Genomic DNA, 26096 nt, shown 5'->3' with positions numbered 1-26096 from the left:
ATTATCTTTAGTAATTAGTGTAAATTCAGATATTATGGTGAAGATTTTTTTAACAGGGAGTATTTATGTCGTTTAATAATTTCTTAAAAACATTTAATGAATTTTTATTAGAACAAGGTGGTACCACTTATCTGGCTATTGACCATTATTTGAAAGGGAAAGACAAACCCCTTAAATCTGTTTTTTTTTCACCCTATTCATCTGCCTCTAATTTTTTATACAGAGCAAGTCATGTGGTAACAGCACCGATTAGTTTTTCTATTATTACTATAGAACTTGTTGCGTCGTCTCTCTATTTGAGCTTAAAGTCTCTTAACAACTTAGTTTTTTCTGATAAAAACGCTGCAAAGATTCGTATTATTGATAGTATTGTGCATTTTGCTGTTTCTCTTATTACTGCAATTGGCGTGATTGTTAGCCCCATTGTTAATTTGATTGATTTGATTGGGGGGGCAATATCAACTATGAGAGTAAAAAGTGAGACAGCTGAACAGATGAAGCCATCTGTTCTCTAGTTTTTGTCAGATTTGAATTAAGTAGGTGTTGTGATTACATCCCTTAATCAGCATTTCGCAATAGTCAGGCCGCAACAGGATTCGGTTACTGAATTAATATGATCAATTCCTGTGGCGGCACTTCGACTTAATACATACAATGGATTAAAAATAAGGGACATTAAGGTCGAGAGTAAGGCAACACAAGCCATACCTGTAGCGACAATAGATCCGGCAGCAGTGGCTTTAAATGATGAGACAGTTTGTTCTCTCAGCTCGGATCTAGGAACACATATCGCAAAGATCAATGCAAATGGTGATAGAATTAATGCCCCCACCAAGTGGATTATCGCTTTCAGCAAAAAACCTGCCGTGTGAACACCTAGCCAAAGAGGTTTTTCAATAGGCCTTACTGCTAATGTAGCTAATGAATCTATCGAATGAATGGGTTCTAAATATTTTCTTTGTGGTATGGGTATAGCATCAGAGTATTTGGCACGAATGTTTTGATAATAACGCCAATCGTCTTCGACATGGGAAAAAAATGATCTTTGAAAAGCCACTGGAAACTCCTTGTTATTGAATCAGCGAATATTAAAAAAAGTGGCAGTATTTGTAAATAATAGGCAAGTTATTCATTTTTCAAATTTTGGAGTTTCCTTGCTACAGAGAAAACAAGAGGTTTTTCTGGGGTTTATTTATGCTCATAGTGTTATTAATTTTGTCTTAAGCAAACTATATTACAATGGCGCCAAAAGAGTTTAACATGCAAGAGTATAACGAAATTGAAAGACCAATTAGCCAAGATATTCGAAAAATATCCCTTTGTTCATTTAGATAAATCAGGTGAGTTATCAATAATTGTGCCTTTAACAGGTGCGGCCAGCATTTCCGACAATTTTACTGCTGATGAAGCCAACCCGATTTTTCTTTATTTATTTGGCGATAATACCTGCAAATCGGATTTAGAAAGAAGAACTTTTTTTTACGGTAAGCGGAAACCGGGAAACCATCACTCTACAAAACCTTTTACCGAATTGTTCTCAAGTCTGATTGAAGAATTAAATAGCCTCAAATCGTCCCCTGAAATCACCGTGGATGAGCAACTTTTTCTTGAAACCATCATAGCGAATCTTAATGAGTTAAAAGAACAAGCTCTCGTTTTTAGAAAAGGAAATCCAGGTTTTGAAGACATGAAAAATGATTTTAATCATAGCGATGAAATCATGGTATCAAAGAGTGAGTTTGTTGTAACGGTATATCCTGACAGAGTGCGACAATTTGATTTGCCCAATGTAATGAGTCTGAGAAACACCAATGAGTCCCGCTACAAGCAATTACTTGCCCAGTCTAATATTAATCAATGTCTCGAAGCGCTGTCTCATGTGCAAAAATCTGTTGCCGAAGATAACTTGGACTTGATTGCTGATGCGCTTGGAAAACTGGATTCTGACCCAGTAGATTACTTATGCAAAAAAGATAATAAAGATCCCAAAACTTTATTTAAAGCAGTTTATGAAATCCTGCAAAAACAGGATACCTCTTTGGAAAATCAACAATCGGCTGTTTTCGAAGTCATGGAAAGCAATTTGGCGGCTGCTTTTGGAGAGAACGAAGACTACAGTACCTGGAAAAAGGAAGAGGTAGTCGATGCCATTAAATCAATATTTAAACAAGCCAATTTGCTGACTGAACAATCAGGAACCAGGCAAAAAACATTTGCAGACGTCTATAATCAGGCTTTTGATAAATATAAAGAAAGCACTAATGATGATTCTGAATCAGGATGTAAACGCAGGAACACTTATCAATTGTTTATTTTACAAACGTTTCTTTATTTATGTTCTTTGCAGTTGCGTTTAAAAAACAAGGAAAGTGCAAAAAAAATCCTTGGCATGTTCGAAGATAGGGATACGTTGAATAATTTGGTATTAAAATTATGTACTGATGAACAAGTGTTTATGAAAATGATGGCAGATGAATTTGAGCTGTCTTCTGCAGAATACGCATCTATCGCTGAATCGACTTATGGCATTGTCTTGGCTCATATTGATGCTGAACATTTTGACGAACTAAGAATAGCATGCAGTGCTCAGTTGCTCCACGATTCGAATTATATCGTGATGGGAGGACGTCTTTGTTGGAGCACCAGCCCTATTAATGAAGAGGGTAATATACGAAGTTTGGAGCAGCAAAAGAAAATTTCATCTACAAATTTTGAGATTTTTTATAATCAAAGACAATTTTATATTGATAAATCAAGAGAGTTTCAACAGTTAAAAGCTCTACTGGATAAAGACGTGAGTGATGACGGGATAGCTGAATCTGTGGTGGCAAAAATTCGCTATCTGACAAAATATCAAAAGTCACGAATCTTAAGCGAAGTTATTCAAAAAAAGAAATACGAACATGCAAAACTTTTAATTGAAAACTACGCCAATCTTGTTTTCCCATCTGTGTTTATTGCGGTGATAAAGAGTAGACCGGTTAATACTGATTTGATTCGAGCGTTTCTTAAAGCAGACTCTCGCCATGCGGTGAATATTGACGGGAAAGATTTAATTCAGGCAGCAAAAAATGGAGATTTCGAACTGGTTAAAATCATTATAAAGCATAGACCGGATTTATTGGAGTCCAAAGACTCTTTCCAACAAACTCCTTTGCTTTGGGCTTGTGCTAATGGTCATGTGGATATCGTGGAATATTTGATGGATTCAGGTGCTGATATCCATGTCAGAACAATAGTGACGCAGAATCATCGCTATAAAATAGGAGAAGCCCCAACAGGAGGAAGGACTGCGCTTGATTGGGCACGATGTTACGATAAAAGCGATCCGGTAAAGTCATCAAAGATGGTTGCCTTATTTGATACTTATTATCAGCGCATTGAAGATAATTTTAAGACAAATACTGCTTATAAGGATCAATTCAACAAGGCTCATTTAACCCAGGCGATAAATAATGGGGATTTAAAATTAATCGCATTGTTTTTAAAGTATTGTCCACACCTTGAAAAGCTCTTTACTAAAGAAGATGAAATACGTGCAAAACAACAACATGATCAACTGATACTGCGCTCGCAAATTATGCCGTATCAGAATTCATTCAATAAGCTATTGGACGAATTACAAAGAAAAGCAGAATTACTGAGTAAAAAATATAGTTCTCTTCATGTAGCAACCAATGTTATGCAAGGACTAATTAATGATTTATCCAAAGTAAGAAATGATTTTTTTATGAATGAAATCACTCCTCAATCATTTCAGAAATTTGAAAGGAAATGTAAGAAAGTTCTGGATGAGGCCAGGCCTGTTTTATCAACTCATCGCGGTTGGCATGGCTATCCTGATTTTGTTAGAAGAATTTTAGGAGTTTTTGCAAGCATAGCAGTTATTCCTGCATTGGTTGTGCACTTTTCATCTACAAAGGGATATATAGGAGTTTTCTTTTCTAGCAAAGAAAATATAAAAACAGATTCTTCTGAAAAAATGGATGCATTCACCAATAATCTGGAAACACTCAAAACAGAAATAGCCAATAAGCTGGCTTAGCTGGATAGTTTAACCATGGAAACTAAGTGTTTTGTCAATTCTACTTGGGTTCCGAACAGAGGGTTCTACGGAACCCTTGATTTTTGTTTTAATAAAACACTTTATTTTCAAACTTAAACCAGATACGATGTAAAGAAGTATTATGATTTAGTTTAATATGAAACCAATCGACTTAAAGGAATATCTCCAGAAATTAAAATTAGGTTTTCAAGTATTATCTGATTTACCTCTAGAAGAACAAATTAAATATCTAAACAGTATCTATTTGGCACATGTCAAAGCTTTTCCTTATTCCAATTTTGAATTACGTCGGGCTGGCAATCAACACCCTGTCCAAAGACAATCCTTGTCTTTTTTTAATTATAAAAAGCTGCTTTCTTCAGAACACGGAGGGTATTGTTACCAAAGTGCCGGTCTGTTGTTTGATGCATTAATGCAATTGGGATTTAAGACGGAATATTGTGCGGCGCATGTTCTTATTGGCGAACCTGTGAATTCTCCTAAGGTACTTGCGTTACCTGCTACTCATCTTGTTTTAGTAGTAATTCTGGGAGACAAAAAATTTCTTCTAGATCCGGGATTGGGCGCTTCTGCTCCAAGGTTTCCGATATTGATTACAGAAAAAGACGAGCCTATTTTACAAGGCAAGGAAGAATTTAAATTTTATAAGCAGGATGGTGTGCATGTTCTGGAGAGAAAAACCAGTCAAGGGTGGTTTCGATTGATGCAGACTGATTTGCTCACGATAGATCTTAAAACGGTAGAAATGAACTTGCTAAAATTGGAGCGTTATCCGGATACAATTTCTATTCGAGATAATAAAACGGTTGTTGGAGCTATTACTGAACATGGACGTAAATCGTTGGTTTGGGATGCCCAATCGAATCAATTGAAATTTTCAAAACATGAAGTTGATGAAGTCATTCAAAAAACTTTAACCAGTTTTGAGGAGGGGGTGCAAATACTGGTTAAGGAGTTTGATATCGATCATATTTCAGCGCAAGAGTTGAAAATTTACTGTACTGAAACAAACCTTCCCCAGCCGATAAAGCCCTGGACTGTGGACTTCCCCCTTGATCAAACGGAGTTAAAAAAAATGGAAGAAAATTTAATTTTCAGACTATAGAAAGTGGTTTGTATTTGTTTTTCCAGGCTGGTTCAGCTCATCATAGCTTATGTTTTTATTAAAATACCTGCTTGTATTTATGCTGCTAGCCCTTCTAACAATAAAATAAGCAAAAATCCAATGAAAAAACATAAAGTAATGTAAGGGGTTTCACGAACCTCATGGGCTTCAAGCAATAACTCCTCAGTGACCAGATAAAGTAATGCCGCAACACCAAATGATAAAATTCCATTGGTAATCGATTGTGGTAAATGAATTAATAAACTGGCGCCCAGAGCAGCTCCCACAGGGATCAATATGGCCAAAATGACACTGGTTAACAGACGAATTGGCACGTTCACTTGTCTTGCCCCTAAAGTGGCGGTCGTCGATAATCCCAAAAAGAAAATTTCAATAGCAAGAGCAATAGCGATAAGAATTCCTCCTCGTTCGCCAGCCAAAAAAGCAACCCCAATTAAGATACCATCTATCAATAAATCAATTCCAACTGCGGTTAATAATCCCCAGGATAGACCTGTTTTTTCTTGTTCAAGATCTTCGAGCCTGTTAGTCAACCATTTTAGGAATAACATGCCCAGAATACCTACTGAAAAGCCAATAATAAGAGCAAGAGGATCATGGTATGCTCCGATTTTGGGTAGCAGTTCTTTTGCTACAGCAGCAAAAACAACACCCGCAGCAAAATGTTGGGTGGCGCTGGTTATTGAACTACTGGGACGGTAAATGCTCGCGATCCCCCCACCGATTAACATCAAGACGGCAGGTAATAAAGAATAGAGGGTAATAAGCGAAATGGATGGGGTCATAAGAGATATTCTTTAAGGTAATATTAACAGAATAATCAACTAATTAGATTAGTTCAAGAATAACAGATGCTACCCCATTGTTAATTATTTATGATTGCACCGTAGATAGCGGTAGAATGTTCTGTCATATAGGCCCATAGACGATCCCCATAGGAAAAATGCCACCACTCTCTGGGGTAATTAACAAAACCATGCTTAGTCAGTATTTTCAGCATTAGAATACGATTTTGCATAACTTCTTCAGAAATGAGTTTTGAATCGGTTTCGCATAAATCAGGATCGACGATCAACCAATCCTTTGCGGCCATTCCAAGATTAACCAAATTACCATTGCTATCAATGAGTTCAATATCGATTGCAGCCCCGGTGCTATGTGGTGGTACATTGGCTGTACCATCTAAATGGATTACTGGAGAAACCAGGCGACACGTCGCATCAAATAAATCCTCGTAGGAATCGTATTGTTTGCTTTGACGCAGGTTATCGCATTGTTGGTTAAACAGAATTTCCTGAACAGACAGACTGCGTAATCCTTCATATAATCTAAAACGCCAGCCATTGGGCAGGTCATTTTGTGCCAAACATAATTTTTGATATACAGTTTTACGTATTTTGGTGTAGTCATTTGCGGTTAAGGGTGTTTCTGGAGGTGGTCCATAAACAATAATATTTTGGTTCTTAAGATCAATGAGTTCTTCACCGCATTCTTTGATAGGGATAGATAGTATTTTTTTATCTGCGATATGCGTTATGGGTTTCATTTAAAAAATTATGGCTCAAAATCCAGTATCTGTTGATAATTGCTCTATAATCACTACGTACTGTGGCTTTTCCGCAGTATCCCGAGAGTTTATAGGTATCACGGACTAGCCGTGGCACCTAGGCGTTTTTAGATTATATTATAAAATGGATTATCAATAGATTCTAATGGTAATTCAATTGTAACGAATTTTTTTCAGATGGGTTTTTCATGAGATCATAAATACTGTCACGTAGTTCTACTGGAACATTATTTGAAAACACAGTTCTCACCGTGTCATTCTCTCTATCCATAGCCAGTTGGATCTGCTGTATAGAGCCATAAATATTTTTATGATAGAGGTGATTCTCATATTTTTCAAATTCACCTAAGCCTCTGCCATTTCCTACATAAGTAAACCCGGCCCTTTTTAGTAATGTTTCAATTTCAGTGATCATTATAATACTCAACAAATAAATAGGGGGTCGATTATATTGATAAAATACAACAAGATCAATCAACGAGCATATTACGATTTATTGCGCCACCTTGTTTTAGTGTTTTTCATGAGGATTGTCAGGAACAGGGTATGCTATGAAATTGATAATTTTCCATTGATTTTGCGAATCTTTTAGAAAGACATCTAATCCTTCATCTTGCGTCTCGGAAATGAGTTTTCCTTGCTCAAATATTTGCAAGTACCAGGTAATTCTTGCAACAGCAAGATGGCCTGAGCGATAGACATGTTTTAATTTATAATGATATTGGTAATTTTTCCTTGTTTGCTGAAATATTTTTTTAAAGCCATTACAAATAGACGTGTAATTCTTTTGCGGAGCACCCTGATAATTGGCAACCAACGATTTTGAAAATAAAGCACAGGTTGGCGTCAGTTTTTTTTGATTAAATGCCAAAGTCCAGTCAGTAAATATTTTTTCAAATAAAACAAAATCATTGTTTTTATTGGCTGCATAAAGATTGGAGGAGCCTGAAGAACAGATTATCAAGAGAAACAATAAAGAACGAATGAAGCGATTCATATTGATTTGTGAAACTCAAAGAAAAGATTAACTTAACAAATTCCTCCAACCAATGACAGCAAAATCTTAATGTTGTTTTTATTTGATTATTTATAATTTATACATAAAATTCATTGTAAGTTCATTATGAAATATTTAAGATCAGCCTGTCTTCTGTTAAGCTCTACTTTGCATTATTTACACTTTACAGCTATTGGAGGAGGCTCGGTATGGGGTTATCAGCTCAGCAAAAAACGGCCATAAAATCTTACTTCGAATCCAACTTTAATCTGTTTTTTGGAATTCCGACTGAACGTAAAGAAGGTGATTTAACACCAAATGAACATGTGATGGTATTGCAATACATGCAATTTTATTTATTAAAACTACCCATTGAGCGTTTGGATGAAGAGTTAGTGAACAAACAAATTAATGGTGATGATACGGTAGGTGTTTTATTAGAAGATTTTCTGGGCAATAACCTTTCTCCAATGAATCCAGATGCCTATTTTCATAGTCAAAAAAACTTTATCCAGATGGGTAATACGGAAGATCCTGCCAAACCGGAAGATATAATCCAGTATTTAATAGAAGTCATAGAAAATATGTCACAACAAATGGATCATGGTTATTTAAAAAAAGAAAGTGATCCCAGGATAGAAAAAAGCAATAGCTCTTATGCATCGAAAGTACTAAAGTGGGGGTTATTTGGAGGAGCTGCTTTAGCTATTACTTATGCTGTCAGCAAATTGTCTGATAAAAACCATGCCAATAGTTTGTGAAATCAAAAATATTCAGTTTTGGGTAATGGAATATCAATTTCCTGTGGACTACTCGAAGTAAGTTTTATAACCAAACAAGACCGCGCCATTTTATAAGAGTGGAGCCAAAAACCAGGAGCCTTTGGCACTATTTAGTCAAATATTCCTTAAAAAGCTCGAAGTCAATGATATTATGAATTCGATTTCGGTTAAACAGAAGAAGTAGTATTCTGTACAAACCTATCTACTGATAAGGAAGTCAGAAATGATAAGATATTTTTTTAAAGCTCTATTCTTTTTCGTCGGTTTTATGAATCAAGTTTCAGCTCTTCCCTGGTTTGAGCATGAGAATGATTTCAGAAATAATAACAAACTGAGATATAGGGCTCATGATGAAATCAAAAAAAGTCAAATAGATTTTTCTGGCATATGGAGCGGGCAATGTGATAATAATCCGGCTGTGGGTTTAACTATCAAACATACTCGAGATCACATTTCTATTTCATATGGATTTATGGAAGAAAAATATATTCTGGGTGAAGTCCGAGCAGAGTCATCCTCTCGTTTATCTTTATCCGAAAGCGGCAATACCACTGTGAGATGGAATCATGATAACACAGCATTAATTTTTATTAATTATCATTTGTTCATCAATGAAACCGGAAGTCTGAATGTGTTTTTTAGTAAGGTTTCTATGGCATTGGAGCAAGAGCAACTGGTGGTCAAAGGGCAGCATTTTCAAACAGGAAATACGTTAGATGATATTAAACAAGAAACCATCTCATGTATTTATGACCGTAAATAATGTCATGGAGTAAATCCCTATATGATTAGTATTTTGCTTGTCATAGGGGATTTACGATGTAGTGAAATAGCATCAATTGCTCAAAAATTGTCGATCGAACTTTTTATTTTGATTTCTATTGTTTCAAAGAATAATTTAACATCCAGTGTATATTGTACTTATCAATCAGCATGCCGAAGTGCGCCCCCCAAAAAGTATCGGCAAGTGGTTGTACTACTGTTCCTTCCTGGCTGAGTTTTTTAAACAGGGTTTCAATTTCTGATTTCGTGCTGCAATCAATGTTGAGATGCACATTATTGCCTTGTTTTGCCTCACCACCGGGCCAATCAGATGCCATCAGAATGAAACTGTCTTTTCTTAAACAAGCATGCATGATTTCGTTTTTATCAGCTTTTTTATCACAAGTCCCTTCAGGTGAATCACCATAGGTCATTAGTTCTAATTCTCCTCCAAAACAATCCTGATAAAATGTCATTGCTTCTCGACAGGAACCGTTGAAAAGAAGGTAAGGTATTAGCGGTTTCATATATTCTCCTTTGATTGATTATTGCGGGACTTATGCAGCCCGAATTTCTTTGTTAAAAGTCATTTTTTGCTTCGGTCTTGGTGTTTTTTGTAAGTCCTATATTAATCTGCTGCAGCTTTCAGCTTTGCGATATCCATTTTTTTCATTTGCAGAAGCACTCTCATTACTTTTTCTGACCTTTGATGGTCACTCAGTAATTCAGCCAAGATACTGGGGACTATCTGCCAAGATAATCCAAATTTGTCTTTGACCCAGCCACAAGGGCCTTCTTCTCCACCCGCTGAGAGCTCTTTCCAGAAGTAATCCAACTCTTCTTGAGTATCGCAATTGACCATCAGTGAGATGGATTCGTTAAATTGAAATCCAGGGCCTCCATTAAGCGCTAAGTATTTTTGTCCATTCAAATTAAAGAGGATTGTCATCACACTGCCTGTTGGCTTTTTATGAAATTCAAATCCTTCACTGCCATAATAAGAAATTTTTTCAATACTCCCATATTTGAAAATCGAGATATAAAACTTCACTGCTTCTTCAGCATTATCATCGAACCAGAGACATGGAGTGATTTTTTGCATGTTTTTTTATCCTTATTTGTAGCTATTGAAAAATTTATCAAAGTTAATAGCGGTTATGTGGTTCATCCAAATTTAATTTTGGACCCTTAGGAACAATTCCCGTAGGATTAATGCTTAAATGGCTACGATAATAATGTTGTTTGATATGATCAAAATTTACAGTTTCCTTTATACCAGGAAATTGATAAAGTTCTCGTAAATAATTGGATAAATGTGGATAGTCGATAATCCGCTGCAAGTTGCATTTGAAATGACCATGATACACGGCATCGAAGCGAATTAAGGTTGTAAACAAACGCCAGTCCGCTTCTGTGAGTTGCTCTCCTATCAAATATCGTTGTATTGCCAATATGTTTTCTATTTGATTTAATGTTTTAAATAAAGCGTCAAATGCTTCTTCATAAGCTTTTTGAGATTTAGCGAAGCCGCACTTGTAAACCCCATTGTTAATATTTTCATAGACAAGCCGATTAATCTCATCAATTTTTTGGCGCCATTGTTTTGGATAATAGTCATAATCTGTGGAACTAAAGGCATTAAATTCGCTATTCAACATGCGCATGATTTCTGATGATTCATTATTGACTATTGTTTTCTTGTCTTTGTCCCATAAAACGGGAACTGTTACTCTACCGGTATAGTCTTTTCTGGCAGCCAAATACAATTCCTTGAGATAATGGATATGATTGATTTCATCTTTTGTTTCATTACCTGATTCGCCGTAACTCCAGCCATTTTTCCCCATCACTGGATCTGAAAAGGAAACAGAAATAATTTTTTCCAATCCTTTCAGTTTTCTCATGATTAATGTTCGGCATGCCCAGGGACAAGCATAAGATAGGTATAAATGATATCTATCAGGTTCTGCTTTAAATCCACTTGCTCCATTTGCAGTAATGTGCTGACGGAAACCGGATTCAGTGCGAAGAAAATGACCCTCTTTGTCTGTGTTTATATTATTTTCATCATGCCAAATGCCATCAATTAATATTCCCATTATGAATTCCTTATATATCAATAGCTTATTAGTATTTTTCTCAAATAATATTGAATATTGGCGCAGCAAGAATACGTCTTGTTTAATAACTACTTTTTAATGCATAATCATTGATAAATCGATTAATTCCTTTTGTATCAATAAATTTAAGGAAAAATTTATGTTCAAAGTAGCTGTGATTGTCGGAAGCCTTCGTAAAGAGTCTTTTAATCGTAAATTAGCGTTTGCCCTGGAGAAGCTTCAGCATCCTACATTTCAGCTATCTCATATTAAAATAGATGATATTCCTCTTTATAACCAGGATCTTGATAATAATTTACCTGAATCAGTCATGCGGTTAAAAAAAGAAATTACGGAAGCAGATGCTGTTTTATTCGTGACCCCGGAATATAACCGCTCGATACCTGGTGTATTGAAGAATATTATAGATTGGGGAACCAGGCCATACGGAAAAAATGTATGGGCAGGAAAACTAATGGCAGCTATTGGAACGAGTCCTGGAGTTATTGGAACTGCTGTTGCTCAATCGCATTTGCGAAGCATAATGGTTGCAATTGATGGAGTTTATTTTGGGCAACCGGAAATTTATCTTGTTTATAAAGATGGACTGATTGATAACAATTATTCCATTACCATAGAGGCTACGCGCAATTTTCTGCAAGGATTTATGGATCGTTTTGCCAAGGAAATTGCAAAACATAAATCCTCATAAGAATGCCAGGATATTTCTTAAAACAATGTTCTTGACAGACAACTACTGCATTGACATACCGTGTTCCATATTATCTATTTTGGCTAGCGCTCCATCTTTACCCACTTCATACTTTTCTTTATTTTTAAGATAATCCATAACTTCAGCATTTGTACCGTGAACAAATACCCCTTTACCATCTGAATAAACACGATGATCTATACTCGGATTATACATGTCAAATGCACGACCTTTTTCAGATTGAGATTTAAAAAAATCAACAGCCTCTTCCTTGCTATTAAAACTAAGTGCAAACCCACCCTCATGGGGTATAGGCTCCTTACCAAATTCATCTTTGTAATCTTTTAAAAGCTCAATCAGATCTGGTTTAGCTCCCTCAGAAAAAATATAATTGAGTTCGACCTCTTCTTTCAAAGATTCTGGATGAGCAATTATCTCATCTCTTAATTGATTGAAAAGTCGATTATACTCTTCCTCTTCCTGAAGTTGCCGTTCTTTTTGATGATGCAATTCTTTAAATCGCTTGATATTTGACTGCTTTACTTTATCTTCTTCAGTTTCCATGGCATCTCTAACACAATTCATTTTAAATCTATTTAAATTATATATTATTTAATATTTAGTGTGGTTTTAATAGAATATATTTTACACAAATTTGTCATTTGATACCTAGTCCAAGGGAAGTATGGCTAATGTATCGATTTAAAAGGTTACTTTGTAATAGTCAGTGTAAATCTGTTATTATTAAGCGCTTTTTGTATTTTTTATAATAAGTATTTTAACAGGAATACCATTAATTGAATTCTATTGGTTGGACAGAAAGACAAAGCCTTTTTCGATTATTTCCCCTCATTATCAGTATTTCTTTTGCTATGGATGTTTTTGTGCCTGCAATTCCAGAAATGAACCGTTTTTTCAAGACCGACAGTACAACGATGCAGGCTACTCTTTACTTGTTTATGCTCACTGTAGCTTTGGGACAATTATTGATTGGCCCTTTGGCCGATCGTTTTGGCCGCCGAAAGATAGCCTTGAGTATGGCACTTCTTTTTCTTGCGGGATCGTTGATCTCCGCGTTAGCCCCGACACTACCGACATTAATTTTTGCCCGTATAATTCAGGCAGCTGGAGCCTGTGGAACCTATTTGCTGTGCTTTATTATAGTTCGAGATAATTTCTCAACGAATACCTGTGCTCGCTTGTTTAGTATCTTGTCTGGGACCAATTCAATGGTTGCCAGTTCTGCTCCGGTAATCGGGGGATTATTGCTGGATATGACACAGGATTGGCATAGTGGATTCTACTTTTTAACCTTGCTTGGGGTGTTAATAAGTGGCATAGCCTTCTGTTACATCCCCGATTATCATTATCCCAAACCAGAGCTAGCCCAGATGAGGGTACACCAAGTGATGAGGCAGATAATAGATAACTCTGATTTTCGCCAATACACATTGATTGCATCAGCCAGTTTACTGGGATTGTATTTGTTTTGTGCTCTATCACCAGGTATTTTGATCACACAACTACACCTGAGTGCGACTGAATATGGTTTCTGGTTTGGTTTGAATGCAATGACAGTATTCATCGCTAATATGATGGCCGCTCGTCTTACTTATTCTCACTCATTGGCAAGGATAGTTCGTTGGGGCCTGGTGCTAATGATTTTGTCATGCTTTTTTATGATTGCTCTTAATCTTCATCAATCCAGTATTTTAAGTTTTATGCTTCCTATGCTTTGCTTGACTGTAGGCATTGGTATTAGTATGGGTACAGCAACAGCGCTTGCCTTAAAAGATTTTGAACAGCAAGCTGGTGTCGCTACCGCTCTGTTAGGTGCTTGCCAATTTGGTCTTGCGGGCCTAATTGGCATTCTGACAGCACAATGGATGCCCGGACCATTGAATTTAGCTACCCCCGTACTTTGTTTCACTGCATTGGGATTGGCTAGAATCACCAAATTCAGTTTTAGAATATTGAGCGATTTTTAATTGATTCAAAATGCTATTCTACAATTCGGGTAGCTTTAGCCCATTTATTTCAATGGATTCATTTCTTGAAATTAAGGTGAAAACCGAGCAGGATTGGCAGTCAAATTTAATCGTAATCCTCCGTGATTTCACAGAGATACAATAAATACTTTATGTAATAAAATAGGTTAGCCAGAAATAACATTTTTGGCGTTTTGAATGAACATTATTTAAGTTTCAGGAGTTATTAATGAAAATGAAATGGTTGTGTGGCAGTATTTTTGTAGCCTCCGCATTGATTAGTTTGCCTAATTACGCTCAACAAGACGTTCTAACCTTTAAAAATACCCGTGGCTCAGTTTTAGAGATGAAAACTCTAGCTGATAATAAAGTGGAAGGCTATTTTACTACGGCTGTTGCTTCTAAATCTTGTCCGCAGGCAATTGGCCAAAAAAGACCGATTACCGGGTATGCTGTAGGTAACACTGTGACCTTCAGTGTTGTTTATCCTAAGTGTGGATCTGTATTAAGTTTTAGTGGCAATTTCACTAAAAAAGGAAACATCATTGATACCATTTCCATTTTGACTCATCAAGCTCAGGACATCACTCATGAAGGCCCTGGTGCTCGTTTCATAGGACATGATCGTTTTAAAAAAATAGCTGGATCCAATGCATAGAGTGATTACTTTTCAAATCTGGATGTAAAAATAAGCCTCATTTCTTAATATGGGGCTTTAATGATTTCGTTGATATTCAATGAATAGGAAATCAACTCATTAATCTTAAATCTATTCTACAGGAATTTCATGCAAATTATTCCCGTATAGTAAGACAGCAAAACTGGCAAGCCATACGTAAAATCCGATTAATAATTTTTCTACAAGAATGAATGGTGAAAGCAAGGCAAGAATAAAAGCGGTGGCACCAAAACGATAGCTGTTTTTGGAACCATAGGTCAGTAATGAAAATAGATACAAGAGGTTTGCCAGCCAAGCAGGCTGCCATGCTAGAAAACCCATCCACCCTGTTATTAAGATTTCAAATCCATAATGTGTTTGATGTATCCCTCGTTCAAAATCAGGGATTATTGCCGCGGGCAAGCACAAGGCAATGACATAAAGGATTATCGATAAAAAGATACATACTGTTTTCACTGAATTTCGCGTCATTGATTACTCGCTTTATTTGATAGTCAATAACATGATTTATTCAGCTAGCTCAAGAATTTCATTGAGCAATTTAATGCGGTCTTGAATCAAGAGCACTTGCCAGCTTTCTGCGCTAATCTTGGGACATTTCGCACGAGCAAGTTGAATCCAGGCATCTCTATATTTAATCCAGGCTATCTCGGTTTTTTTAATACCTTCTTTGGTAATAGTTGTGTCTTGAAAAGAGGAAGTATCTGCCATCAACTTTTTATAGATACGATTCAATTGTTTATCCAATTCCTCATATTGCTTTGTTGTCGCTAGAGGAGTCTCGCATCGATCTACCTTTTGTAACAGCTCAAACAAGCGTTGATTCAGGCCTAATTGCGCATTGATGGCAAATGCGCCTCTGGCAGTTCCTGATAAATCAATTTCATTCATCGAATGATCATGGATATACACCTCGGCAGTTTTTCTAACCTGCTGATATAATAGTTGTTCTTGATTAGTCCATTGACTGACTAAGGACTTAATTTTTTTATTGCGTTTTGCATCTTCCAAGCGCTGATCAATAGAAGAGCACCAACCCATCATATACCCGCTGGTAATGTCATCACAAATATCAAAAGAAGTTTTCTTATTATTCTCCTTTATCTGTGCAAGATGGGCAATTCGACCATCCATTTCTGCCGGAGCGGCATCCTCCATCATGCACGCAAAATGCATGGCAAGATCGGGATTAAAGGTGGCTCCTCTACCATTGGCATAAGCCATGACCAAGATATTATAATCTTTATTCATTAATGCACATTGAAAGGCTTTGTCATAATCGGGGGCTGCATTAAAACCATAATAAAGATCAAGCGCATCACAGTTTTTTAGAGAGGCCTTGCTGGCCTCATTAAGCTGGTTTTGGCTTGGTACTGATAAATGGGCTACTGATTGGCATAATTTCTTTGTTTGAGGAGAATAATTCTCTAAATTAAGATGATTTTGCTCTCCAGTGTCATCCGCATGAAGTACGTTGATATTGAGTAAATTTAATAAACCAAATAACAGGCTGAAGATAATCGAATTGAATCTGATGTTGTTAGTTATCATAATTTTTTCTTTCTAATTATTTGTTATTAATAAGGCATTCCATTTTTATGCATAAAATGCCATTGTCCATCATCACCAAACACTGCCGCAAGATCATCAGCAGGATAATTTACTTCATCTCCTTGGGTTCGATCTCCTATTTCAAGATAAATTACTTCATTGGTTGTCCGATTGACCAGTTGATGTGCTGTGCCATTTGGAGTAAATCCTGCACACATTCCGGGATGTAATTGAATGTGTGCAGTTTCAGTTATCAATGTTGGTTGCCCTTTCAGGATAAAAATAAATTCTTCCTGTAGTTTATGTTTATGCAGCAAAGCGGATTGTGCGCCAGGAGCTAATCTTGTTAAGTTGACGCCAAAATTTTTTATTCCAAAAAAATCCCCTAACGGATGTTTTTGACGACCAGCCATCATGGATGCGAATGGCTCAGGATAAATAGAGGGTTTGGTACGGGGTGGGATTTCTTCTGCTGCTATAGCAAGCAATAATTGGTTGTCTTTGTTCAGCATGATCGTCGATTTGAGTTTTGTTATTGCAATATTGAATCAATCTTAGCATAAAGTAAGTGATCTTGAATCTCTTCTTCCTGGAGTCCCACATTATCAAGTTGTTACTGAGTTTAGAGAAGCCAAAACCTGACTTATCTTGGGCAACAGAAAATACCTGGAGCACCATAGGTATACCATAAACTCTAGGGGATTGGTGTAATACGCACTCCTTTTAACGGAGGGAGTGTTTTTACAGATGTTTGCTTGGTTGGATTATAAATGGATAATCCGTTCCCTTGAAGTGGTAGAGTCGGTGTAGAAGGTTTTTTTACTATAGATGGTAGAGTAGGAACAGATGATTTTTTTGTAGCCAGTTCCTGGATTGGAGCAGGAGTTTTATTTATTACCAGTGCTGGTGAGGATGTATGAATTGGAAAAAATCCAATCTGAGCAGCCCCGGAATCTGTTTGCTTTTTTAGGACCGGTGCGCTCATTGCTCCAGAACGTTGATCAGAAAATCCCAGAGTTTTTAATGCCTGAGACAAATCAACATGAGCTAAAGAAAGTTTGGTGGCAAACCATGCTTCAATGGATGTTTTTGTGAAAATCTTTGCGGCAAATAATTCACTTAGCCCGGCATTTCGAGTCAGACTATCTGATCTCAAGTTATCAAAATAATAATAAATCAGTTTGGATTCAATCAATTTTTTTGCATGTTCCTGACTGCATCCCCGAATGTTTGCTTTATGATGAATTGCTCGATTCATGATTAAAGTAAAAAATTCCGCGTTTTCAAAAACAATGCGTGCTGGAGAAAGTTTCTTTTTTGCCTCAAGTGCCAGGTCAACTATAGTTTTCTCGGTTTTGTCTTTCAGAGGCTCATGTTGAATAATTGTTTTAATCAAATCCAGACGAGGGACGTTAATTATCAGGTGTTTTATAAATTTTTCTGTATCTCCCTTTGTGTCTACCATTCCTTGAATCAGCTTTTTTTGTTCATCAGATGTTAATGAATTGTATAGGGAGGCCAAGTAAGGCATTTGTTTGTGAAGATTAATACACACTTGAATGTTTTTAGCATCGGATAACAGGCTTAGCTTTTGCATTTGCAAGAGCAGGTTAAACAATTCTGGGTTTGCAAAAATATATTGCCCTTGTTCTATTGGATTTTTTAATAAAATACGTGTGATTTCATGTCTCTGTTGATTGAGACTGAAGGTACAAAAACGACAATCTCGTTTTTCAAGTTCTTCTAAACTGAATATTTCCTGCTTTTGATTATCCCATGGATTGACTAAAATAAAATCATAACCACCATTTGTTTTAGTAACCACTTTATCTATTCTTAACGCATGACGCTCATGAATTTTTCCATTGGCATCTGGCTCACCATAGGCGAAGCTGATATAAACGGCTTCTTTGGGGTTCATTAATTTGAGTTTGATGATTGCATCCATTTCTTCGGTATCTTCAGCATGAATACCTAATAATTTGCCGACAAAACGGGTGGAAGTTTCCATGTGTCTTTGTCTTATGCTATGAGCTGTCAGACTTCCTGATTCATTGGTATGATCCCAATCTCCGGTGTAATAATAGGAACTGATTCGTTCTAAAACTTTAATTGCAAGTGAATTAGTTTGTACCCCTTTTTTTGAATTATCAATTTCTTTCAGCTTTTGCTGGCCTATAAAAAAAACATCTTCATCTGTATTTCTATCATAAACGTGGATATATTTGCCACGCATTTTCTGAGAATCTAGTCGGGTACTCTGATTATTTCGTTTAATGCGGACGGTTAGCCCAAGTGGAGTTTGCGTAAATTTTGCTGCTAACAATTGACGAGCTTCATCTCCAGAGTTAAAAATACAATCTAATGCGACTAGCAGGTAACAATCATCGACTGGGCCTTGTTTTATAGTAAGGGGAGTATTTTTTTCTGGAAACAAAGGCGTCATATGGATATCAAATAATACAAAAAGTATTTAATCTTGCCATTTTATCAAAGAAAGGTTATGTGAATATTAAGGAAAACCGAGGCAAAAAATGTTTTTAACATGGAAATTGGGGTTTATCGTAAGTCCTGATGTTCTCCAGCACCCTGTTTTTTTCTTGAATGACTATCTCATCCTTAATTTCATCATTTTCATTGATGAATTGGATTTTGATGGCATGCTCCTGAGCTGTTATCAGCATAAATCCGTGGTGTTTAGAGTAAAAAAATTTGCTTCCTTCCACCCATTTTTTATAGGAATAAAGCTCAGATCCTCCGGCTCCATTGACAAAATAAACAATTCCGTTGCGTTCGATACGCTCGTAGTGATGATCATGACCTCCCATGACCACATCAATACCCATAGCAGCAAAATTCCATTGCATACGGGTATTAGAACCATGTTTACCAGAGCTTAACGGAGCATGATGAAAATAGACTATTTTAAAAGGAGCTTTTGATTGTTGTACTTGTGCAACTAACCACTGGTGTTGTTTCGAACCTTCCTTGCTTCCATCCGGTTCATGAGAATCACTATCCAAGGCAAAAAAATGAATTGGGCCGCGAACAAAATCATAATAACTTTGATTTCCAGGAAGGGTAAAATAGCTGAAATAGGGTAATGTTCCCTGATATAAACAGGTCTTTCGAGCAAGCCAGTCATGATTTCCCAGAGTAGGGAAAAAGCGATTGACGTCTGAGCCTTTTCCATATTTTCCCTGATAATTGCCTATGTATTCGTGATAATATTTACCAATATTCTTATCAATGGTTTTCCAGCAACCATGAGTGTAATTATTATCTCCAAGAGTAAGAATAAACTGGGGATTTTTAGACTTGAGGACACTGGCTACTTTAGCTTCCGATAGAGAATTGGCACCATAGTCTCCAATGACAGCAAAGACCAAGTTTTCCTTGGCCATCAGCGAGTTAGTCAGGATAACTAAAACAAGAAACAACAAATTTTTCAAAGAAAATCCCTGTGCTTGATGGAGCAAAGCCGCTATGGTAAGAGATCTCTTTTTAATAAATCAATAGAATTGAAAGTACAAGATGTTTAAGTCAATTTATTTTTAAACTGGACGAAATTTAATGAATATTATCTCATTGATAAGATGAGGTAAGCGATGTTATGGCGTTACAAAGCCCTTTTAAACTATTGTAGTGTGATGCAGTAATTAGGGGTATATTGAACGATTCTGCGTTTGCTTTGGTCAAGATAGTAGTCATTGAATCGCCAGGTCCGAGATCTATAATCAAATTGTACTGATACTCACCGATTAAAGAGCAAACTCTATGCCATTGAAGTGTTGTACATAGCTCTTGGCCAAGCAAAACTCTTTCTTGCCTGGCATCGTATATTTTATTTAGTTCTAGCGGGCTGATGACAGGATACTTTAGAGAATAAAAACCATAATTTTCATCCAGAAATTGCTGGAATTGTTTGCTCTTATCAGAATAAAAATCCGTATGAGAAGGCAGATAAACTCCTAAAAATTTCGCATGTCTTACAGGATATTGGGAAAGCGCTGTGATCAATTTTGTTAAATCTGAAATTTTTCCGCCGATCACCACGTGTTGTGTTGAATTGATAATAGCAATATAGCAGTTATGTTTTGCAATAACAGGTTGAATATCTTCCAATATAAATTGTCCAACGATAGACAACAAATCGTATTCTTCAATGATATTTTTATCTACTATCGATGTCATAAGTTGGGTACGATACCTGAATAATTTAAAGGAATCTTGAGGGCTTGCATTAATGCTCCCTAAAAAAGCGCTGATTTCGCCTAAACTGTAACCAGCCAGGTCAACTTGATGGTATGTGAAGAGGGGCAGCAGTCTTGAAAAAAGAGTCAACTGATAGGCGCCAATAATAGATTGAACAGAATGCGGATTGGTCATTTCAAGGTCATTTTGTAAGAAGTCAATTTCAGCTGCAGAAGACATTATCTTTAGAAGGTTCATTGCCTTTTTATCAGTTCGAAAAATATCAAATAAACTGTTAGCATGATAACCTTGCCCGGCAAAAATAAATAATAGTTTCATTTCGCTTCTCTTGAGAAAACATGACGTAAAAAATAAATTAAGCCTAACATATCTGCTACACCCCCGGGACTTATGTTTTTTTGGGAAAATAATTGATGCAGTGCAATGGCTTTTTGTATGGATTGTTCCCGATTGTTTTGAGATATGCCTTGTTGAACATGATAGCGGGCAAATTGTAATCCTTCGGGACCTGTACGATAAAGGATATTGATATCGTCAATGGTCAATAATAAACGTTGGTATGCCAATAAGCCAAAGAATGTCTGATCGTGAGCCATGTTCAACAATTCATTATAAGTATCGAATACTGGTTTATACCCTTCAATGGCAGTTTGTTTAGCATCATATACAGCATATCTTCTCGTTACTAATGTACCATGGGTATCTCTGTTTTGGTGTTCCTTTTCCAGGTATTGAGCCCATTGATCAATAATCGCATAATGCAGATCTGCGATAGAAAAGGCATGATATTTTGCGCTTAATTTGCAAATCGAAGTACATAATATACCCAGGGCAAATATAGCTCCTCGATGGGTATTGACCCCACCAGTAATCTTTAGCATGGTTTTTTCGGCATTCAAGCCAAATGTTACCAGATTTTTAGGCGAATATCCCAAGGCGGTATGCAGACCAACCTGGAAAAAATAATGGCGCAAACCAAAGAGACTGCGAAAAAATAAAGCCCCATTCATATCTTGATGTGCCCCACTATCAACAAAACTGACTAATCCGGGTTTTGGATACAAGGCTACTTCATCATACAGTGCTTGAACTGCTGTTTTTGCGAAATATCTGGCAATTTTGTATGGATTAGGCAAGGAGTGTCGGAAAGTTTGCATATAAGCTCTCTCTTTTCACTAAAATGACTTTTTTTGTTGTTTTAAACAAAATGGAATCACTGGATTGGATTTGTAATAATTCTGCCCAAGAACATTCGCCTAAAGCAGGAAAGCGTATTTCACCGTCTATACAATCAATGTTAAGCGTTTTTTGTAAATGTTTTTGCAATGCTGATAAGTTAAGGAGTGTTTGATTGTCATAAGATATCAGCAAATCCAGATCAGAAGAAGGTTGGACATATTGCTCCCCGGTTAGGTGTTGCCAGCAGTAGGAGCCATAAACCTGGATTTTGCTGCTTGTATCAAGCTCTAAAGAGGGGAAGATCTCTTGAAGAGAAGGGAGTGCTTTTGTGCTAATTACCCAAGAGTCATCCACTACATAGCTGGCGCGTAATTTTTGGGTTCGTGCTGGGATAAAGTAGGGAATGGCCAGTTGGATTTGTCCACAGGGGATATTCTCAGATTGCCTGGTTACTATAAGGGGATAGTCACATTTTAACCAATACTGGAGTAAATCAATTTGTTCAGGAGAGGGTAAGATTGCAGTTGTCGTATTTTTATCAAGATAACATAGTGTATGTCTGAGATAGTTCATAGGTTTTCTATGGCTTTTATAATGTCATAGGCTTCTTTGCGGCCGCCATATTGTTTGCCTAATTTGGCACGATTATCATGGCTAATATTGGGCTCCTGGAGTGTCAATAGCAATTGCTGCGAGACTTCGTCCAAATCAAGTACCTGGTGTAAGCCTCCTAATTTTTTAAAATTTTCTACACCGGGGGCAAATACCGGGGATGTTTCGCTGATTTTTCGTAACACATCGATATCTATCTTGGTCACTTTGGACATACCCTCTAGCCACATCACTGCCAATTTGGCAGTTTTCAAAGCATATATTCTGTCTGCCATCATACCGAATGCGATAAAACTGCCGCCAATGGCTTGATTGTATATGAGGGTAATGATTTTATTGCCATTTTGACGTGCCAAATGCAAACACTTTAACAAGTGAGCAAAATAAGCATACATTCCTAGCCATTCATCACGTACTGATAATTTTTGTCCGATGACATCAGTCAACAGAACAATAGGATCTGTGTTGTTATTTTTTACTATATCCAAAATGCATCGAGCCATTTCAATAGATTCGTCAACTCCAAAACTGGTGTCTTCAATGGTGCCAACAATGTTGAAATTTTGGTTCTTTATTTTCCCGGATCCAAAAACGATTTGCTGTTTAATTCTTGTTTTCGATGTGTCAAAACAATGATCGATTAATTGTTTTAAAGTAATTTTTTCATTAGACATCGTTTATTTCCCTTTATTAGTCAATGCTAGGAACTGCTGATCAGGAACATTGAAAATGTCTTGTTGATATAATTCGGGATGGTTGTTTTTTAACCACTCACCTTCCTCACGGCAATTATTGGCTGAAGCAATTCGTTTTTGCAGTTGTTCATGCTCTGCCATAACAGAATTCAGACTAAGGGATGGGGCAGCGGAGAGCGTTTGAAGGGCAATTGTTATAGCCAGGCGTATATCCGTGATTTTATTGGTGGTATATCCTTGAACATCGGATTTAAGAAAACGGGTTCTACCACCATAGACGCGCCAAACTAAAGGACGATTACTGCTATCAAATGCTTCAATTCCTTTTACTGCTTGGATGACTTCTGCTCCAGATACACCAATACGCGCTCCTTGATTAACGATAAGATAATCAAGGGTGCCACTGATGATTCCCATGCCACCAAAAGCCCCATTATTGCCACAAATAACACCTATGGTCTTAATCCCGGCTGAGCGAGCATCCAGGATGGAGCGAATGATTTCAGAAATTTCAATTTCACCTACGTTCGCCTCTTGTAAACGGACTCCACCACTGTCAATCAAAAAAATGATTGCCGGAAGTTGATTTTTAATTGCGTACCTGATTAAACCATTGATTTTGGCACCATGTATTTCTCCTACGGATCCTCCAATGAAATCCTTTTGTTGCGATGCAATGGCTATATCTATTCCATCCATTTTGGCGATACCAATGATGACCCCATCGTCTGATTCCACTTGCATGTTTAACTGAGGCAGGGTAGGGCTAGGTGTGTCTTTATCGAGTAAGAATTCCGTAAAACTGTTTTCATCGACTAATGAATAAATTCTATTGCGCGCGGTGGTTTCGGTGTAGCTATCCTTTTTATGATATCCTGTTTGGTAGGTTTCAATTGCCTGACGTAGGCGTAAGGAAACGACAGGAGGAGTGGCGCCTGCATCGTTAAGAGTAATGGATAGCCCGTCATAAGGATAATCCTCAATAAAGCGTTCTATTACAGCATCCCAGGTATTTCGAAAACCAGAGATTACGGTATTTACAATAATATCCGTTTTATCAAAGTCTGAGTTTGGTTTGATAATCACTTCCAAATTACCTGAACCGGCCACTCCAACTTTAATCATTGGAGATATTTGGAGTTTTTGGGGCAAACTGAATGTGTATTGATACTTATCCATAACTTGGTCTACCAATTCCTGAATTTGTTAGGAGGACAATAAAGCCCATTCGAAATTTCCACTAAATCATGGATGTTTTTGGCAGCGAGCAAATCGCGATCAGCTTCTTTTAATGAAATGTTCAGATCTTCTGGTCGTTGAATGATACCACGATGGCGCAGTTCATCGACTATTGCTTTATCACGTTTTAAACCTACAGGAGTATAACCGGCAATTCCGCGAATAGCTTGTTCACGCTGTTCTGAATTTTTACATAATAACAGATTGGCTATCCCTTCTTCGGTAACGACATGAGAGATGTCATCACCATAAATCATAATGGGAGGGAGGTCAGCTTGCATTTCCTTTTGTAATTCCCATGCATCCAGTTTTTCTACAAAAGTTGGTTTGCCTGCCCCCTGAAATGTTTCAACCATTTGTATCACGAGTTTACGACCTCGAGGCATTGCTACAGGATTATGAGAGTTCTTTTCTTGTCCAGCTTTAAGCCAAGCGTAGGAAGAATGTCGTCTTCCTAACGTATCACAACCCATATTGGGTGCTCCGCCAAATCCGGCAATTCTTCCTTTGGTAGCAGTCGAACTGTTCGCTTGTGGATCCATTTGAAGGGTCGCACCAATAAATACATCGCATCCATAATGTCCGGCAAGTTGCCCATACAAACGATTTGAACGTAATGAACCATCTCGACCAGTAAAAAAGATATCTGGTTTGGAGCGAATAAACTCATTCATCCCTACCTCACCTCCCACACAAAAGATAGACTCGATAAATCCTGCTTCAATTGCAGGTATTAAAGTAGGTAGAGGATTGACCATCCAATGTTTGCATATTTTACCTTTTAAACCCAGAGACTGGGCATAAGTTGGCAGAATAAGTTCAATTGCACAAGTGTTAAAACCAACTCCATGATTTAATCGATTGACTTGATAAGGAGCATAAATGCCTTTAATCACCATCATGGCCATGAGAATTTTTACTTCGTCAATTAGCGCAGGATCTCTTGTAAACAAGGGTTCAATGTAGGAAGGGGATGGGGCTTTTACGATGGCATCGACCCAGTCTCCTGGAATGTCAATTCTTGGGAGTTTCCTGACTATTTCATTAGCCTGTACAATGACCAAGCCATTTTTAAAAGCAGTTGCTTCAACAATACTCGGCGTTTCCTCCGTGTTGGCACCTGTGTACAGATTACCATGATAATCCGCTTTTTCTGCAGTGATTAGGGCAACATTGGGTGTCAAATCCATCACATAACGTGCGTATAGCTCATTGTAGGTATGTATATTGCCTATCTTAACCTGATTACGCTGGATCATGATTGCCAAACGTGTTGATTGTGGTCCAGAAAATGCAAAATCAATTTTTTCAGCAATTCCTCGTTCAAATAGGTCAAGATGTTCTGATAAGGTAACAGCCGATTGCAGCATATGTAAGCCGTGTATTTTTTGGGGATTCACTGAGCATAAGCTACGAGCCAGAAAATCAGCCTGTTTCTGATTGTCTCCTTCCAGGCAAACTTTGTCATGAGGCTTGATTGCTGTTTCAAGAAGGGCAACTATATTTTGTTCAGAAACGATTTTTCCTTTTTTTAAAAAAGGCTTTATGTTAATGAGTCTGCTCTCATAATCCTTGAGATTTTTATTCCAGTCCATAATTGTTTTAGTAATCAGATGAGAATTATCTATAGTGATATGAAATGTTAATAGTATAGTAGATATTGGCGCAAGTATTTGATTTTACCCCCTTAAATATTGAATCCATTTATCTTCTGCTTTTTTCTTGCAGGTTGTGGAAAGTAAGTTGGCCTATGATATTTCTCCGTTACTGAAAAATACAAAATATTTTGTTTCAGTGTATTTCTATTTTCTGATTGAATCGAAGTGA

The 26096-nt window shown here is 37.0% G+C and carries 28 protein-coding genes; 8 read left to right on the top strand and 20 right to left on the bottom strand.

Annotated elements, in window-relative coordinates; genetic code table 11:
- Positions 1–65 precede the first annotated feature (65 nt).
- On the top strand, positions 66–515 hold the full coding sequence (locus EL201_RS12475) for a hypothetical protein (protein ID WP_027222560.1): 450 nt from the start codon (positions 66–68) through the stop codon (positions 513–515).
- 47 nt (positions 516–562) lie between these two features.
- Here EL201_RS12475 and EL201_RS12470 read toward each other — a convergent pair whose 3' ends face one another.
- A complete protein-coding gene (locus tag EL201_RS12470; protein WP_027222559.1) occupies positions 563–1057 on the bottom strand; it encodes a hypothetical protein in 495 nt (164 codons plus the stop codon).
- 222 nt (positions 1058–1279) lie between these two features.
- On the opposite strand from EL201_RS12470, the gene ankF reads away from it, so the two are divergent.
- Both ankF and EL201_RS12460 read left to right on the top strand, forming a co-directional pair.
- Positions 1280–4045 carry a Dot/Icm T4SS effector AnkF/LegA14/Ceg31 gene (ankF, locus tag EL201_RS12465; protein ID WP_027222557.1) on the top strand — a complete coding sequence of 922 codons (2766 nt, stop codon included), beginning with the start codon at positions 1280–1282 and terminating at the stop codon, positions 4043–4045.
- A gap of 157 nt (positions 4046–4202) precedes the next feature.
- Positions 4203–5171, top strand: coding sequence for an arylamine N-acetyltransferase (locus EL201_RS12460; protein ID WP_027222556.1), 969 nt, complete (start codon positions 4203–4205; stop codon positions 5169–5171).
- A 77-nt stretch (positions 5172–5248) separates the two neighbouring features.
- Here EL201_RS12460 and EL201_RS12455 read toward each other — a convergent pair whose 3' ends face one another.
- From EL201_RS12455 to EL201_RS12440, 4 genes are all read right to left on the bottom strand, one after another.
- Positions 5249–5977: a ZIP family metal transporter gene (locus EL201_RS12455; RefSeq protein ID WP_027222555.1), complete on the bottom strand. Its 729-nt coding sequence runs from the start codon at positions 5975–5977 to the stop codon at positions 5249–5251.
- An 80-nt stretch (positions 5978–6057) separates the two neighbouring features.
- A complete protein-coding gene (locus tag EL201_RS12450; RefSeq protein ID WP_027222554.1) occupies positions 6058–6738 on the bottom strand; it encodes a M15 family metallopeptidase in 681 nt (226 codons plus the stop codon).
- A 163-nt stretch (positions 6739–6901) separates the two neighbouring features.
- Complete coding sequence (locus tag EL201_RS12445; protein ID WP_027222553.1) at positions 6902–7174, bottom strand: hypothetical protein; 273 nt, start codon at positions 7172–7174, stop codon at positions 6902–6904.
- Between the two features lie 96 nt (positions 7175–7270).
- A complete protein-coding gene (locus EL201_RS12440) occupies positions 7271–7756 on the bottom strand; it encodes a Cif family virulence factor (RefSeq protein ID WP_027222552.1) in 486 nt (161 codons plus the stop codon).
- Positions 7757–7902: 146 nt separating this feature from the next.
- Between EL201_RS12440 and EL201_RS12435 the strand changes: the two genes are divergently transcribed.
- Positions 7903–8517 (top strand): hypothetical protein, encoded by a 615-nt coding sequence (locus EL201_RS12435; protein ID WP_080273118.1) that lies wholly within the window; start codon positions 7903–7905, stop codon positions 8515–8517.
- A 226-nt stretch (positions 8518–8743) separates the two neighbouring features.
- The gene (locus tag EL201_RS12430) at positions 8744–9301 is read left to right on the top strand and encodes a hypothetical protein (RefSeq protein ID WP_080273117.1); all 558 of its coding nucleotides are present in this window, start codon (positions 8744–8746) and stop codon (positions 9299–9301) included.
- Positions 9302–9416: 115 nt separating this feature from the next.
- On the opposite strand, the gene EL201_RS12425 is transcribed toward EL201_RS12430, so the two are convergent.
- From EL201_RS12425 to EL201_RS12415, 3 genes are all read right to left on the bottom strand, one after another.
- Positions 9417–9827, bottom strand: a complete 411-nt coding sequence (locus EL201_RS12425) for a VOC family protein (protein WP_027222549.1) — start codon at positions 9825–9827, stop codon at positions 9417–9419.
- Between the two features lie 101 nt (positions 9828–9928).
- The gene (locus EL201_RS12420; protein ID WP_027222548.1) at positions 9929–10402 is read right to left on the bottom strand and encodes a VOC family protein; all 474 of its coding nucleotides are present in this window, start codon (positions 10400–10402) and stop codon (positions 9929–9931) included.
- Positions 10403–10445: 43 nt separating this feature from the next.
- Positions 10446–11399, bottom strand: a complete 954-nt coding sequence (locus EL201_RS12415; protein ID WP_027222547.1) for a glutathione S-transferase family protein — start codon at positions 11397–11399, stop codon at positions 10446–10448.
- A 160-nt stretch (positions 11400–11559) separates the two neighbouring features.
- On the opposite strand from EL201_RS12415, the gene EL201_RS12410 reads away from it, so the two are divergent.
- Entirely contained in the window at positions 11560–12111 is a 552-nt protein-coding gene (locus EL201_RS12410; RefSeq protein ID WP_027222546.1) for an NADPH-dependent FMN reductase, read from the top strand.
- Positions 12112–12153: 42 nt separating this feature from the next.
- Here EL201_RS12410 and EL201_RS12405 read toward each other — a convergent pair whose 3' ends face one another.
- Positions 12154–12675 (bottom strand): hypothetical protein, encoded by a 522-nt coding sequence (locus tag EL201_RS12405; protein WP_027222545.1) that lies wholly within the window; start codon positions 12673–12675, stop codon positions 12154–12156.
- A gap of 233 nt (positions 12676–12908) precedes the next feature.
- Between EL201_RS12405 and EL201_RS12400 the strand changes: the two genes are divergently transcribed.
- A complete protein-coding gene (locus tag EL201_RS12400) occupies positions 12909–14099 on the top strand; it encodes a multidrug effflux MFS transporter (RefSeq protein WP_027222544.1) in 1191 nt (396 codons plus the stop codon).
- A 229-nt stretch (positions 14100–14328) separates the two neighbouring features.
- Positions 14329–14757, top strand: coding sequence for an avidin/streptavidin family protein (locus EL201_RS12395; RefSeq protein ID WP_080273115.1), 429 nt, complete (start codon positions 14329–14331; stop codon positions 14755–14757).
- Between the two features lie 111 nt (positions 14758–14868).
- Here EL201_RS12395 and EL201_RS12390 read toward each other — a convergent pair whose 3' ends face one another.
- The 11 genes from EL201_RS12390 to mdcA all read right to left on the bottom strand — a co-directional run bounded on the left by EL201_RS12390 (position 14869) and on the right by mdcA (position 25864).
- Positions 14869–15249: a hypothetical protein gene (locus EL201_RS12390; RefSeq protein WP_027222542.1), complete on the bottom strand. Its 381-nt coding sequence runs from the start codon at positions 15247–15249 to the stop codon at positions 14869–14871.
- A gap of 36 nt (positions 15250–15285) precedes the next feature.
- Positions 15286–16329 (bottom strand): lysozyme inhibitor LprI family protein, encoded by a 1044-nt coding sequence (locus tag EL201_RS12385; RefSeq protein WP_027222541.1) that lies wholly within the window; start codon positions 16327–16329, stop codon positions 15286–15288.
- Positions 16330–16355: 26 nt separating this feature from the next.
- Positions 16356–16841: a cupin domain-containing protein gene (locus EL201_RS12380; protein ID WP_027222540.1), complete on the bottom strand. Its 486-nt coding sequence runs from the start codon at positions 16839–16841 to the stop codon at positions 16356–16358.
- 182 nt (positions 16842–17023) lie between these two features.
- Positions 17024–18775: a hypothetical protein gene (locus EL201_RS12375; RefSeq protein WP_027222539.1), complete on the bottom strand. Its 1752-nt coding sequence runs from the start codon at positions 18773–18775 to the stop codon at positions 17024–17026.
- 94 nt (positions 18776–18869) lie between these two features.
- Entirely contained in the window at positions 18870–19781 is a 912-nt protein-coding gene (locus EL201_RS12370) for a metallophosphoesterase family protein (RefSeq protein ID WP_231955071.1), read from the bottom strand.
- A 133-nt stretch (positions 19782–19914) separates the two neighbouring features.
- The gene (gene mdcH / locus EL201_RS12365) at positions 19915–20862 is read right to left on the bottom strand and encodes a malonate decarboxylase subunit epsilon (protein ID WP_027222538.1); all 948 of its coding nucleotides are present in this window, start codon (positions 20860–20862) and stop codon (positions 19915–19917) included.
- Positions 20859–21701, bottom strand: a complete 843-nt coding sequence (gene mdcB / locus EL201_RS12360; protein ID WP_027222537.1) for a triphosphoribosyl-dephospho-CoA synthase MdcB — start codon at positions 21699–21701, stop codon at positions 20859–20861. The genes mdcH and mdcB overlap by 4 nt, the downstream gene beginning before the upstream one ends.
- Positions 21673–22296: a malonate decarboxylase holo-[acyl-carrier-protein] synthase gene (mdcG, locus tag EL201_RS12355; protein WP_027222536.1), complete on the bottom strand. Its 624-nt coding sequence runs from the start codon at positions 22294–22296 to the stop codon at positions 21673–21675. The genes mdcB and mdcG overlap by 29 nt, the downstream gene beginning before the upstream one ends.
- Positions 22293–23009 (bottom strand): biotin-independent malonate decarboxylase subunit gamma, encoded by a 717-nt coding sequence (gene mdcE / locus EL201_RS12350; protein WP_027222535.1) that lies wholly within the window; start codon positions 23007–23009, stop codon positions 22293–22295. Before mdcE ends, mdcG begins: the two co-directional genes overlap by 4 nt.
- Positions 23010–23012: 3 nt before the next feature.
- A complete protein-coding gene (gene mdcD, locus EL201_RS12345; protein WP_027222534.1) occupies positions 23013–24209 on the bottom strand; it encodes a biotin-independent malonate decarboxylase subunit beta in 1197 nt (398 codons plus the stop codon).
- A gap of 8 nt (positions 24210–24217) precedes the next feature.
- Entirely contained in the window at positions 24218–25864 is a 1647-nt protein-coding gene (mdcA, locus tag EL201_RS12340) for a malonate decarboxylase subunit alpha (RefSeq protein WP_027222533.1), read from the bottom strand.
- Between the last annotated feature and the right edge of the window lie 232 nt (positions 25865–26096).

The organism is Legionella pneumophila subsp. pascullei (genome assembly GCF_900637585.1).
Lineage (GTDB): Bacteria > Pseudomonadota > Gammaproteobacteria > Legionellales > Legionellaceae > Legionella > Legionella pascullei.
This window is presented reverse-complemented; position numbering and strand designations above follow the sequence as displayed.